Raw genomic sequence first — 13,316 nt, forward strand, 5'->3', positions numbered from 1 at the left:
GTCCCTGCGGGTTAAAAAGAAATAACATCATGTTATGTAGATGCGAAGCGATAAAGTGCATCAAATAATAAATTATACTTAATCATTTTTACGCTATAAATGGAAATGTTTTTGTTCAAAACATCGCAATTTTTGACCAAAAGTCTTTTCGCACACATCCTGCCATAATGCTGCTCTTTTTTTAACCCCTCCAGGTTCTGAATCTCAAACACTTACGTTAAAGATACAGCGCAAATGCTATTTTACGCGTGTTTTACACTGAGTTGCAGCTGATGATGGTGCTTAATCCTGCCAATAAAAAGTGTATGAGAATGAACTCTATTTTGTGACGCCAAACAGTGCTTAATCATTACCAGACAATTTTCCGCCATCCAACAAGATTCATTTAACTATTTCGTCTGGTCGCTAATGTTTTTTTAAGCCAGTTTTGACTAAAAAATTTCTGAATAGTCTCGGATGTCGATGGAAGATGGCATTTACACGTCAGGCACACCTTACCAGCGTTTAATATTAACATTCTTCACATTTGTGGACTAATGAACCAGATTAATCGATTTCCAATGACTTTTACGCCATGTGAAAGGGGAAAAAATGGCAAACACGCCAAAACCAAGCGCTGCCCTTCTTTTGTTAAGGTGAGAAGAGTAAATTGGGCGAGTTTGATTTTTGGTGGCAGGTTAAAGGACTCTGCCCATAAAGGCGGTAACAATGAATTTTCAAATTGATAAATCCGGCAAGCTGGAAAATGTCTGTTATGACATCCGTGGCCCGGTACTGAAAGAAGCTAAACGTCTCGAAGAAGAAGGCAACAAAGTTCTCAAGCTGAACATCGGCAACCCTGCCCCGTTTGGTTTCGAAGCACCTGATGAAATTCTGGTCGATGTCATTCGCAATCTGCCGAGCTCGCAGGGTTATTGCGATTCAAAGGGGCTGTATTCGGCGCGTAAAGCGATCATGCAGCATTACCAGGCGCGTGACATGCGCGATGTCACTGTCGAAGACATCTATATTGGTAACGGCGTATCCGAACTGATTGTGCAAGCGATGCAGGCATTGCTCAACAGCGGTGATGAAATGCTGGTGCCTGCGCCGGATTATCCGCTGTGGACCGCTGCCGTTTCGCTGTCGAGCGGTAAAGCGGTGCATTATTTGTGTGATGAATCAGCAGGTTGGTTCCCTGACCTGGATGATATTCGCAGCAAGATCACCCCGCGCACGCGTGGCATTGTCATCATTAACCCGAATAACCCGACCGGCGCGGTTTACAGCAAAGAGTTGTTGCTTGAAATTGTTGAAATTGCGCGCCAGCACAATCTGATTATTTTCGCCGATGAAATCTACGACAAGATTCTCTACGACGAAGCACAACATCATTCGATTGCTGCGCTGGCACCCGATCTGCTGACGGTGACCTTTAACGGCTTGTCCAAAACCTATCGCGTGGCGGGTTTCCGTCAGGGGTGGATGGTTTTGAATGGTCCGAAGAAACACGCCAAAGGTTACATTGAAGGGCTGGAGATGCTAGCGTCGATGCGCCTGTGTGCCAACGTTCCTGCACAACACGCGATTCAGACCGCATTGGGTGGTTATCAAAGCATTAGTGAATTTATCGCGCCCGGCGGACGTTTGTATGAACAGCGCCAGCGTGCGTGGGAATTGATTAATGATATTCCTGGCGTCAGCTGTGTGAAGCCGCAAGGTGCGCTCTATATGTTCCCGCGTATTGACGCCAAGAAATTCAACATCTTCGACGATCAGAAGATGGTGCTGGATTTCCTGTTGCAGGAAAAAGTGCTGCTGGTTCAGGGCACCGCGTTCAACTGGCCGTGGCCGGATCACGTACGCATCGTTACGCTGCCGCGCGTGGACGATTTGGAAATGGCCGTCAGCAAGTTTGGTCGTTTCTTACAAGGGTATCGCCAGTAAATTGTGACGCGTATACTGTTCGCATTTCGGGGAAAAGATATCTTCCCCGCCGTGCGAACAGGAACCGTCCATGACTCGTAGCCATTTTTTCGCCCACCTCTCCCGTCTCAAACTGATTAACCGCTGGCCATTAATGCGCAATGTGCGCACTGAAAACGTTTCCGAGCATAGTCTGCAGGTGGCGATGGTTGCTCACGCGCTCGCCATCATCAAAAACAAAAAGTTTAACGGCAACCTCAACGCCGAGCGCATTGCCATGCTAGCGCTGTATCATGATGCCAGCGAAGTATTGACCGGGGATTTACCGACGCCGGTGAAGTACTACAACGCGCAAATTGCGCACGAATATAAAAAGATCGAGAAAATTGCCCAGCAGAAACTCATCGATATGCTGCCGCCCGAACTGCAGGACGCTTATCGGCCGCTGATAGATGAACACATGCATAGCGAAAGTGAACAATCCGTGGTAAAGCAAGCGGATGCACTTTGCGCCTATGTGAAGTGTCTGGAAGAGTTGTCGGCGGGTAATAACGAGTTTTTGCTGGCCAAAGCGCGCCTGGAGAAAACCCTGACGCAGCGGCGCTCGCCGGAAATGGATTATTTTGTTGAGGTGTTTATTCCCAGCTTTAGCCTGTCGCTGGATGAAATCTCACAGGATACGCCGCTGTAAAAAAACGGGCCGCAGCGGCCCGTTTTTTTATGCGGTGATAGAAAGGGTAAATTCACCGCTATCTTCTTTAGTGACATTTACCGGTTCAAGCGAAGCGACGCGGAAGGTGACTTCATCAATGCGCGGCGCATCGGCTGGCGCATTTATAGCGATCACCGCACTGCCCGCATCCAATCCTGAAATGATGCCCGCTGGCGCATCCTCAACCACCACGCATTGCGTCGCTGAAAGCCCCAAACGCTCGGCGCCCAGCAAATAAGGCTCGGGATTCGGCTTCCCGTGCTTGATGTTCTCCGCGGTGATGAAAACCTCTGGCATGGGTAGATTGGCGGCTTTATGGCGCGCGTGGGCAACAGGAATCGAACCCGATGTGACAATCGCCCATGGGATCTGCAACTCGTTCAACGTTGACAGTAACGCTAATGCGCCCGGAATTGCCTGTACGCCTTGCGTGTCTTCAGCTTCGAGACGTTCAAGCCAGAGGAACTCCGCCTGAATCGCCTCTTCAGATTGTCCCGCCATGAAATGGCGCAGCGAATTGATGGCAGGCTTCCCGTGGATATAGCTCAGGACCTCTTCCGCAGACAAACCATGGCGCTCGCCCCACAATGACCATGCGCGAATCACAGCAGGCAGTGAATCCACCAGCGTGCCGTCTAAATCAAACAGAAAACCCCTGTACTTCACGCGTCGCTCCTTATTCAGGCATTGATAATCTGCGCGATCTCATTCGCGCTGAGATGATATTGACGCGGACAAGTGTGCCACACCGTAAGCATGCGTTGGTATTTTTCCCACATCGGCGTTTGGGCATTGAAGCCGTGTGTGCCGGAATCAAAATGGGTGTAGCGCCCTTCAACGTTCACCATAAAACGCACGTAGCCGAGATAACGCGCTTCGGTGGCCGCATCAAAGCCGAGAAACGCCAGGCGACGCTCATCCATCGCGCTGCCATCTTTGAGGTTCGACCAGGAAACATGCAGCGCATGATGCATTTCCATAATATCGATCAGTAAGCGACAGGTCGCTTCGGTTAGCTCGCCGAATTCCTTATCGAGCTCGCGTAACTGCAAGCCATAGCCGCGTTCAATAATGGTTTGATAACGACGATAGCGCTCGGCGTTATCGGGTTCCAGCATGGCCATCATTTTGTATTGATTGGAGAGGATCAATCGTTGTGCGTGGGTCATTTCCATGGTTTGCTCCCGGGCCAGGCGGCCGCTTAAGATTTAAACAATGAAGAAATGATTACACAAGGAGAGTGATGCGTGTATGTCCGCACCACTTTTCTTTGATTTGAACCGGGATTTGGCTCAAATTCTCTGGCAGGTAAAAGCGTCCGCGGATCAAAGATCGTCGAGGAAAGTGCGATCAAGCTGTTTAAACGCGCGCTTCAACACATCCGCGAGCGACTGATATGTCGGCTTACCGTCAACGGGTGCAATCGCCTGCCCCGCTTCTTGCAGTTTGGTACGCACTTCATGGAACCACTGCAGCAGCGTCGGCGGCAACGGCGTCACCGAACGTTTACCCAACCACCATAATCCTTGCATCGGCAGGCTGCAGGCAAATAGCGCAGTAGCAATTGCTGGACCAAGTTGTCCCCCCATCGCGATTTGCCACGTCAGGGTGAAAATCGCCAGCGGCGGCATAAAGCGAATGGCAAAACGCGTTGCATTCACCACGCGATTTTCAGGAAACACCGGCGCCAGGCGCTTGTCTGCAGGCCAGGTCTTCATGTATCGCTGTCCGCGCTGGAACAAGCCGAACCAGCCGGGTTTGTCTGTCTCATTCGCCATGATAGACCTCAACTAAATCTGCAATATTTAAAATAAACCGATAACTACACAACTTTACGTGACATCCTTCAAAAGTTTTTGTCTTTGCGGGTGACAGTGAGTATTCTGACGCCGTTTGAGTAACATTACCGGAAGCTTTAGCTCAATAAAAGAGCGGCCAGAGCCATGTTTCGCTAAGTGCTTATCAAAAATAAGCGTAAAATCACCAAAATTTTTTGCATGTCACTGAATTTTTGACTAGCACATGATGTTTATCATTAACCTACCAGCTTTCATGGGCTACGCTGTTAGTCTGATTGCGTTTTTTTTAGCCACTATTTAACAAAAATAGGTACTTCCATGTCGACGAAGTTAGTTCTGGTTCTGAACTGCGGCAGTTCTTCACTTAAGTTTGCCATCCTTAACCCTGTTACCGGCGACGAATACCTCTCCGGTTTGGCTGAATGTTTCCATTTACCGGAAGCACGTATTAAGTGGAAACTGGACGGCAGCAAACAAGAAGCTCAGCTTGGCGCGGGTGCGGCACACAGCGAAGCACTGAATTTCATGGTCAAAACTATTCTGGCACAAAAACCAGAGCTTTCGGCACAAATCGCTGCAATCGGCCATCGTATTGTTCACGGCGGCGAGCAGCTGACCAAATCGGTCATCATCGACGAATCAGTTATTCAGGGCATCAAAGACGCCTCTTCTTTTGCGCCGCTGCACAATCCTGCGCATCTGATCGGTATAGATGAAGCGCTGAAAAATTTCCCGCATCTTTCTGATAAAAATGTCGCGGTTTTTGACACCGCATTCCATCAGACAATGCCGGAAGAGTCCTATCTCTATGCTCTGCCGTACAAATTGTATAAAGAGCACGGCGTTCGTCGCTACGGCGCACACGGCACCAGCCACTACTATGTGACACAGGAAGCCGCGAAAATGCTGAACAAGCCCGTTAGCGAACTGAACGTCATCACCTGCCACCTGGGTAATGGCGGTTCCGTTTCTGCTATTCGCAATGGTCAGTGTGTTGATACTTCAATGGGCCTGACGCCATTGGAAGGGTTGGTGATGGGCACGCGCAGTGGCGACATCGATCCTGCGATTATCTTCTTCCTGCATGATGCCCTGGGCATGAGCGTTGATGCCATCAATAAGTTGCTGACCAAAGAGTCTGGCCTGTTAGGTCTGACCGAAGTCACCAGCGACTGCCGCTATGTGGAAGACAACTACAGCACCAAAGAAGATGCTAAGCGTGCGATGGATGTGTTCTGCCACCGTCTGGCGAAATACATCGGCAGCTACACTGCGCTGATGGAAGGCCGTCTGGACGCCGTGGTCTTCACCGGTGGTATCGGTGAAAACGCGGCGATGGTGCGCGAGCTGGCGCTGCAGAAATTGGGTCTGCTCGGCTTCGAAGTCGATCACGAGCGCAACCTGGCAGCACGCTTCGGCAAATCGGGTTTCATCAACAAAGAAGGCACGCGCCCAGCCGTGGTGATCCCAACCAACGAAGAGTTGGTGATTGCTCAAGACGCCGCGCGTCTCACCGCTTAAAAACACTTCTCTCCGTCAGCTTAGGCTGACGGAGTTGTTTTAGACAGTCTGCAACACCTGAGAGGTTTCTATCGTGTCACGTACAATTATGCTCATTCCTACCGGCACCAGCGTCGGTCTGACCAGCGTCAGCCTCGGCGTGATCCGTGCCATGGAGCGCAAAGGCGTGCGCCTGAGCGTATTCAAGCCAATTGCCCAGCCACGTGCGGGTGGCGATGCGCCAGACCAAACCACCAGCATTATCCGTAAAAGCTCCGCAATTCCTGCCGCAGAACCGCTGCAGATGTCACGCGTTGAGTCGCTGCTTGGATCTAACCAGCAAGACGTGTTGATGGAAGAGATCATTGCCAACTATCACGCAAACGCTAAAGACGCGGAAGTAGTGCTGGTTGAAGGTCTGGTCCCCACGCGTAAACATCAGTTCGCATCTGCTCTGAACTATGAGATCGCTAAAACCCTGAATGCCGAAATCGTCTTCGTGATGGCGCTGGGCAACGATTCTCCGGCGCAGCTTAAAGAGCGTATCGAACTGACGCAAAGCAGCTTTGGCGGCAGCAAAAACAAAAACATCACTGGCGTGATCATCAACAAACTGAATGCGCCGGTGGATGAGCAAGGTCGTACGCGCCCGGATCTGTCAGAAATTTTTGATGACTCCTCTAAAGCCAGCATCGCCAACATCGATCCAAAGCAGCTGTTTGCCAACAGTCCGCTGCCGGTGCTGGGTTGTGTGCCGTGGAGCTTTGATCTGATCGCCACTCGCGCCATCGATATGTGCCGTCACCTGAACGCCGATATCATCAACGAAGGTGAAATCCAGACGCGCCGTGTGAAATCTGTCACCTTCTGTGCGCGTAGCATTCCACACATGCTGGAGCACTTCCGTCCGGGTTCACTGCTGGTAACCTCCGCCGATCGTCCTGATGTGCTGGTTGCCGCCTGTTTGGCCGCGATGAACGGCGTAGAAATAGGTGCAGTGCTGTTGACCGGTGGCTATCAGATTGAAGCGCCCATCGCACGCCTGTGCGAACGCGCGTTTCAGACCGGCCTGCCGGTGTTTATGGTGAAAACCAACACCTGGCAGACGTCGCTTAGCCTGCAAAGCTTCAACCTTGAAGTCCCGACTGACGATACGCAGCGCATCGAGAAAGTGCAGGAGTACGTAGCTAGCTTCATTAATGAAGATTGGGTGGAATCGCTGACCGCCACGTCCGAGCGCAGCCGTCGCCTGTCTCCACCGGCATTCCGCTACCAACTCACCGAGCTGGCGCGCAAAGCCGGCAAACGCATCGTGTTGCCAGAAGGCGACGAGCCGCGTACCGTCAAAGCGGCAGCAATTTGCGCCGAACGCGGCATCGCTACCTGTGTGCTGCTCGGCAATCCGGAAGAGATTCAGCGTGTTGCGGCGGCGCAGGGTGTTGAACTCGGCACAGGCATCGTGATCGTGGATCCAGAAGTGGTACGTGAAAACTACGTGCCACGTTTGGTTGAGCTGCGTAAGAGCAAAGGCATGACCGAAGTGGTGGCGCAGGAGCAGCTGGAAGACAACGTGGTGCTCGGCACCATGATGCTGGAGAGCGGCGAAGTTGACGGTCTGGTCTCCGGCGCGGTTCACACCACTGCGAATACCATTCGTCCACCGCTGCAGCTGATCAAAACCGCGCCAAACAGCTCGCTGGTGTCGTCGGTGTTCTTCATGCTGCTGCCGGAGCAGGTTCTGGTGTATGGCGACTGCGCCATCAACCCGGATCCCAATCCAGAACAGCTGGCAGAGATCGCGATTCAGTCTGCCGACTCAGCTAAAGCCTTCGGTATCGATCCACGCGTCGCGATGATCTCCTACTCAACCGGTAACTCCGGTGCCGGTAGCGACGTAGAGAAAGTACGTGAAGCCACGCGCATCGCGCAGGAAAAACGCCCGGATCTGGTGATCGATGGTCCGCTGCAGTACGACGCCGCGATTATGGAAGACGTCGCCAAATCCAAAGCGCCAAACTCTGCGGTTGCCGGCCGCGCTACCGTGTTCATCTTCCCGGATCTGAACACCGGTAACACCACTTACAAAGCGGTACAGCGTTCTGCCGATCTGATCTCCATCGGACCGATGCTGCAAGGCATGCGTAAGCCGGTGAACGACCTCTCGCGCGGTGCACTGGTGGATGATATCGTCTACACCATCGCATTGACGGCGATTCAATCGCAGCAGGCCGAAGGCTAATCCCCTTTCCCGCCCGCCAAAAAAGCATGCACTTCGGTGCGTGCTTTTTTTGCCCCGTACTTCACTGGCATAAACCTCACGCTGCGCTAACACTGATTGAAGTCTGCCGCTAATTACGAGGTGAATAATGAGCAACAGTGATATGCACCGCCGTCGTTTACAAGCCACGCCGCGCGGCGTAGGTGTGATGTGTGATTTCTATGCGGTAAGAGCCGAGAATGCCACGGTTTGGGATCAGCATGGCCGCGAATACACCGATTTTGCCGCAGGCATCGCGGTGCTTAACACCGGGCATCGTCACCCGAAAGTGATGGCTGCGGTGCAACAGCAGCTTGAATGCTTTACCCACACCGCATTTCAAATCATCCCTTATGAGAACTACATTCATCTCGCTGAGCGACTAAATGCGCTGGTGCCGATTAGCGGGCCGGTGAAAACCACCTTTTTCTCAACCGGTGCTGAAGCGGTCGAAAACGCGGTCAAAATCGCGCGTGCGGCCACCGGTCGGCCCGGCATCATCGCCTTCACCGGCGCGTTTCATGGCCGCACCAATATGACAATGTCGCTGACCGGGAAAGTGGTGCCGTATAAAACCGGCTTCGGCCCCTTCGCCAGCCCGGTGTTTCATGCGCGCTATCCCAACGCGCTGCACAAGGTCAGCGTGAGCGATGCGCTCGACAGCCTGGAAGCGATTTTCCGCAGCGATATCAGCCCGCAGCAGGTGGCAGCCATTATCTTTGAACCGGTTCAGGGCGAAGGCGGTTTCTACGGTGCGCCGCCAGAGTTTGTCGTTGCGCTGCGGGAGTTGTGCGATCGCCACGGCATACTGCTGATCGCCGATGAGATCCAGAGCGGTTTTGCGCGCACCGGCAAGCTGTTCGCCAGCGACTATTACGCCGTGCAGCCCGATATCATCACCATGGCGAAAAGTCTGGCCGGCGGTTTCCCGCTCTCGGCGGTATCGGGACGCGCAGAAGTCATGGATGCGCCAGAACCCGGCGGCCTGGGCGGAACCTATGCTGGCAGTCCACCGGCGATTGCGGCGGCGCTGGCGGTGTTAGACATTATCGAAGAAGAGGCGCTGTGCAGCCGCGCCAACCAGCTTGGCAGCCGATTAAAACAGACGTTGCAGCAAGCAGATTGTAAAGCGCTGGCGGAGATTCGTGGTTATGGCTCAATGATGGCGGCGGAGTTCAATGATGCGGCGGGCAAGCCGTCGGCGGAGATTGCCAAAGCTATTCAGCAGCAGGCGCTGGAAAAAGGTTTGATTCTGCTAATCTGTGGCGTGTACGGCAACGTGATCCGCTTCCTCTATCCGCTGACTATTCCCGATGCGCAGTTCGAGGATGCGTTGGCACTGTTGGCGGGGATTCTGCGGGAACATTAACAATAGTGTGTATAAGGTCGCCAAAAATGGCGACCTTACGGCAAGATTACGCTTCGCTGCTCTGTTTACGACGTGCAGCATCACTGTTTCGGCTCAGCCACAGCGACAGCGCCTTAAGCGAATCATCGGTGAACTCGTCACAGCGCGCGGTGATCTCTTCCGGCGTCATCCAGAAGATCTCATCCACTTCCTCTTCCTGCATGGCAAACGGGCCATGGGAAACGCAGCTGAACAGCCCGCCCCATACGCGGCAATGCTGATCTTCAAAATAGAACTGGCCGTGTTCGGCGAATGGAACGGCCGCGATACCCAATTCCTCTTCCGCTTCACGACGCGCCGATTCCAGCAGGTCTTCCCCACTCTGCACCACGCCACCGGCAGTGGCGTCCAGCATACCCGGCATGAAGTCTTTGATTTCAGTACGACGCTGCACCAGAATTTTGCCCATGCCATCGTGCACCACAATATAAGTAGCGCGATGACGCAGACACTGCGCACGCATCTGCGCACGGCTGGCCTGCGCAATGACTTCGTTCTCTTCGTTAACGATATCAACCCACTCGATACCGTCACCTGCCGTTTGATCCACCATCCGTAACCCTTTTCTGTTTTCGGCGTGCCCAGCACGCGCCTGTTTGCCATGCTTTATTAGAATGAGCGGTAAGGTAAAGCGTTCTTTTCGCCATCGCAAGGCGCATCGTGCTCAGCGTGTTTTACCCGATTCCGCTAACCAGAGTTGCACCGAAGCACGCTGCCACTGGAACTCCGCATAGTGTTGCAGCTTCACCGGCAGCGCATCGCCGTGCAGCGCCAGGCGATTAATCATCACGGCTAAATCGGTATCCGCAATCGACCATTCGCCAAACAGATTTTGCTGTCCATCAGGCAAAAGGCGCTGCACCGCAGCAATGAGTTTGTTGGCAGCTTGCTCACCCGCCGGCGTAAGCGGCGCAAAGCGTTCGCCGGCGAACAGCACTTCGGTTGGACGCTCAGATCGCAGCGCCGTTAAGTCGCTGCGCAGCCATGCCTGCACTTCGCGCGCATGTGCCCGTTTCTCACGATCGCGCGGATAGAGCCGCTCGAACTCTGGCGCCGGAAAACGCTCTTCCAGATACTCAGCAATCGCTGAAGATTCCGTCAGCAGCACATCATCGATTTGCAGCGTCGGCACGCGGCAGGTCAGCGACAGCGCGCGGTATTCCTCATCCCACTGCGCATTCTGCGATAAATCGACGCGCTTGAGGGTGAAGGGAATGCCCTTCTCGGTGAGCGCAACATAAACCGACATGGCGTAAGGGCTGAAAAAGCAAGAATCTGACCACAAAGTAATGGTTGGATAATTCATTGGCTGCCTCAGAAAAGCGTCAGGTGTACATCATGTTTACCGATTTTTATTTATTAAGGCAATGGTGCGCTGGTCGGATCTTTAGCGGCTAAGGCCAGCGCTGACTTTTCCTTTTTCTTCATAAGCGTAAGCCGAGTCACGCCGCGCGCACGCTTCTCTTCTATGCTCAATCTGAGCAGATAAAAAATGACAAGGAGGCTCTACATGCATTTACTAATCACCGGCGGCACCGGCCTGATTGGCCGCCATCTGATTCCGCGTCTGTTGCAGCTTGGCCATCAGGTGAGCGTCGTCACGCGCGATGTCGCCGCCGCACGCGAGAAACTCGACGCCAGCGTGGCGCTGTGGTCCGGCATCAATCAGCAAACCGATTTAAACGGTATTGATGGTGTGATTAATCTTGCGGGCGAACCGATCGCCGATAAACGCTGGACCGAACAGCAGAAGCAGCGGCTGTGCGAAAGTCGCTGGCAGATCACCGAGCAGCTGGTCTCGCTGATTCACGCCAGCAGCAATCCCCCGCAATTTTTGATTTCCGGCTCGGCTACCGGCTTTTATGGCGATACCGGCGACCTGGTGCTGACCGAAGAGGATCCAGGCCAGGATGAATTTACTCATACGCTGTGCGCACGTTGGGAACAATTGGCGTTAACGGCACAGAGCGATCGCACGCGCGTCTGTTTGCTGCGCACCGGCGTGGTGCTGGCGAAAGAAGGCGGCGCGTTATCGAAGATGAAACTGCCGTTTAAGCTTGGCGTAGGCGGTCCGATTGGTAGCGGCAAACAGTATTTACCGTGGATTCACATCGACGATTTGGTTAACGCGCTGCTGTGGCTAATCGATCACTCTGAACTGCGCGGCCCGTTCAACATGGTTGCGCCCTATGCGGTGCGCAATGAGCAGTTCGCCGCCACGCTCGGCCATGTGATGCATCGCCCAGCCTTTATGCGCACGCCCGCCAGCGCCATCAAGCTGATGATGGGCGAATCAGCGGTACTGGTGCTCGGCGGCCAACATGTGTTGCCGAAGCGCCTGGAAGAGTCAGGCTTTGGTTTTCGCTGGTACGATTTGGAGGAAGCGTTGCGGGATGTCGTGTAGGGGCGCCATTAATGGCGCCCGCCTATCACAGATTAACTCCTTTGCTGCGCCACGCGTGATTTCACTGCCGCCGGTTCATGCGTATGTCCCGGCTGCGGCACGCGGATGATAAAGGTCAGCACGCCAGCAAACACGTACAGCGAGGTATACGCCCACACCACGCCGACGATATCGAAAAACGGCAGCAACACCGACGCAATCGCGGGCGCGACAAAATTACTCAGTCCGGCCGACAGGTTATAAATCGACACGGCGGCGCCTTTGTGATGCGGCTCCAGTGTCGGAAACACTGCGGTCATCGGCACGAAGGCGGCGACAAAAATTCCTAACATCACCGCCGGAATCAGCGCCACCCAGAAGTTATGCCCGGCATACAGCGGCAGGTAGTAAAACGCCAGACTGGAGATGGCCATACCGAGACAGCCAAACCAGCGCACCTGACGGATCCAACCCAGCTTCTCGCCGGTAATGCCCCAGAAGATGTTGGTAAAAATGGTAACGAAGAAGCACACCGCCCAGATTTGCAGCCATTCGGAAATGGTAAAACCAAGACGATCAACTAACAACAACGGCATGATAATGGCGAAACCAAACAGCGACAGCGTGTTAATGATGCGAATCAGGCAGGCATAAAACACGTGCTGATTGGTAAACAGAATAGTTACCGCCCGCGACATTTCGGTCATTTTATCGCGCATCGGCAAATTGACGCGCGAACGATCAACCGGCACATGGCGCAAGCTGAAATAGGCCAGCACGCCACCACAGGCAACCCATATAATCGCCAGCCACAGCGTACCGGTTTCGCCGAGCATCGGGATGGTCAGACTCGGTAAATAGCTGCCGACCACACCGATACCGACGGAATACATTGCCCAGAACCAACCGGTGGCTGCCGCCAGTTTTTCACGCGGCAGCACCTGCACCAGCATCATCATGAATGAGTAAATGAATAGCGGATACGCCAGACCGCGAATGCCGTAGAATAGCACCATCAGCGGATAGTTGCGCATGCCAAGTCCCAGCGACATAAACAGCGTGTGCATGACAATCCACAGCACGAAGCCAATCATCATGGCACGCTGGGGCGTAATTAGTTCCGCTACCACGCCCGATGCCCACGCCGCTAGCGCTGCCGCCAGTCCGTAAAAAGTAAATACTACCGCCGACTGCGCTGGCGTGAAGCCCATATCGGTGATGTGACGCGACAGAAATGCCATTTCAAAGCCGTCACCCGCCATAAAAATAGCGATGGCGAGGAAGCCCCAGAACATCTTTTTCGGTAAGCCAAACCAGTAATCATTCGATTGCATCTCATTCATCCTCTGTCT

12 protein-coding genes are annotated in these 13,316 nt (G+C 53.5%); 6 read left to right on the forward strand and 6 right to left on the reverse strand.

Translation table 11 applies throughout. From position 1 onward, the window contains the following. Window positions 1-708 precede the first annotated feature (708 nt). Both FCN45_RS13245 and yfbR read left to right on the forward strand, forming a co-directional pair. On the forward strand, window positions 709-1,926 hold the full coding sequence (locus FCN45_RS13245) for a pyridoxal phosphate-dependent aminotransferase (RefSeq protein ID WP_008105154.1): 1,218 nt from the start codon (window positions 709-711) through the stop codon (window positions 1,924-1,926). A gap of 70 nt (window positions 1,927-1,996) precedes the next feature. Further along, the gene (yfbR, locus tag FCN45_RS13250) at window positions 1,997-2,596 is read left to right on the forward strand and encodes a 5'-deoxynucleotidase (protein ID WP_110866568.1); all 600 of its coding nucleotides are present in this window, start codon (window positions 1,997-1,999) and stop codon (window positions 2,594-2,596) included. A 27-nt stretch (window positions 2,597-2,623) separates the two neighbouring features. Here the strand turns inward: yfbR and FCN45_RS13255 are convergent, their stop codons facing one another. The 3 genes from FCN45_RS13255 to yfbV all read right to left on the reverse strand — a co-directional run bounded on the left by FCN45_RS13255 (window position 2,624) and on the right by yfbV (window position 4,395). Next, window positions 2,624-3,283, reverse strand: a complete 660-nt coding sequence (locus FCN45_RS13255) for a sugar phosphatase (RefSeq protein ID WP_137386197.1) — start codon at window positions 3,281-3,283, stop codon at window positions 2,624-2,626. Between the two features lie 14 nt (window positions 3,284-3,297). Beyond that, window positions 3,298-3,792 (reverse strand): YfbU family protein, encoded by a 495-nt coding sequence (locus FCN45_RS13260; protein WP_137386198.1) that lies wholly within the window; start codon window positions 3,790-3,792, stop codon window positions 3,298-3,300. Window positions 3,793-3,942: 150 nt separating this feature from the next. Next, the gene (gene yfbV, locus FCN45_RS13265; protein WP_101763650.1) at window positions 3,943-4,395 is read right to left on the reverse strand and encodes a terminus macrodomain insulation protein YfbV; all 453 of its coding nucleotides are present in this window, start codon (window positions 4,393-4,395) and stop codon (window positions 3,943-3,945) included. 339 nt (window positions 4,396-4,734) lie between these two features. On the opposite strand from yfbV, the gene ackA reads away from it, so the two are divergent. The 3 genes from ackA (at window position 4,735) to FCN45_RS13280 (ending at window position 9,542) form a co-directional block, all read left to right on the forward strand. Beyond that, window positions 4,735-5,937: an acetate kinase gene (ackA, locus tag FCN45_RS13270; RefSeq protein WP_101763649.1), complete on the forward strand. Its 1,203-nt coding sequence runs from the start codon at window positions 4,735-4,737 to the stop codon at window positions 5,935-5,937. Between the two features lie 73 nt (window positions 5,938-6,010). Further along, window positions 6,011-8,155, forward strand: a complete 2,145-nt coding sequence (gene pta / locus FCN45_RS13275; protein WP_176971183.1) for a phosphate acetyltransferase — start codon at window positions 6,011-6,013, stop codon at window positions 8,153-8,155. 127 nt (window positions 8,156-8,282) lie between these two features. After that, complete coding sequence (locus tag FCN45_RS13280) at window positions 8,283-9,542, forward strand: 4-aminobutyrate--2-oxoglutarate transaminase (RefSeq protein WP_137386199.1); 1,260 nt, start codon at window positions 8,283-8,285, stop codon at window positions 9,540-9,542. A 46-nt stretch (window positions 9,543-9,588) separates the two neighbouring features. Here FCN45_RS13280 and yfcD read toward each other — a convergent pair whose 3' ends face one another. Together yfcD and yfcF are read right to left on the reverse strand one after the other, a co-directional pair. After that, the gene (gene yfcD, locus FCN45_RS13285) at window positions 9,589-10,134 is read right to left on the reverse strand and encodes an NUDIX hydrolase YfcD (protein ID WP_007889295.1); all 546 of its coding nucleotides are present in this window, start codon (window positions 10,132-10,134) and stop codon (window positions 9,589-9,591) included. Window positions 10,135-10,245: 111 nt separating this feature from the next. Next, the gene (yfcF, locus tag FCN45_RS13290; RefSeq protein WP_137386200.1) at window positions 10,246-10,887 is read right to left on the reverse strand and encodes a glutathione transferase; all 642 of its coding nucleotides are present in this window, start codon (window positions 10,885-10,887) and stop codon (window positions 10,246-10,248) included. A gap of 204 nt (window positions 10,888-11,091) precedes the next feature. Between yfcF and FCN45_RS13295 the strand changes: the two genes are divergently transcribed. Continuing rightward, a complete protein-coding gene (locus FCN45_RS13295) occupies window positions 11,092-11,985 on the forward strand; it encodes a TIGR01777 family oxidoreductase (protein ID WP_101763646.1) in 894 nt (297 codons plus the stop codon). A gap of 32 nt (window positions 11,986-12,017) precedes the next feature. On the opposite strand, the gene FCN45_RS13300 is transcribed toward FCN45_RS13295, so the two are convergent. Continuing rightward, entirely contained in the window at window positions 12,018-13,298 is a 1,281-nt protein-coding gene (locus FCN45_RS13300; RefSeq protein WP_137386201.1) for an MFS transporter, read from the reverse strand. Window positions 13,299-13,316 lie beyond the last annotated feature (18 nt).

The organism is Pantoea sp. SO10, from assembly GCF_005281435.1.
Taxonomy (GTDB): domain Bacteria; phylum Pseudomonadota; class Gammaproteobacteria; order Enterobacterales; family Enterobacteriaceae; genus Pantoea; species Pantoea leporis.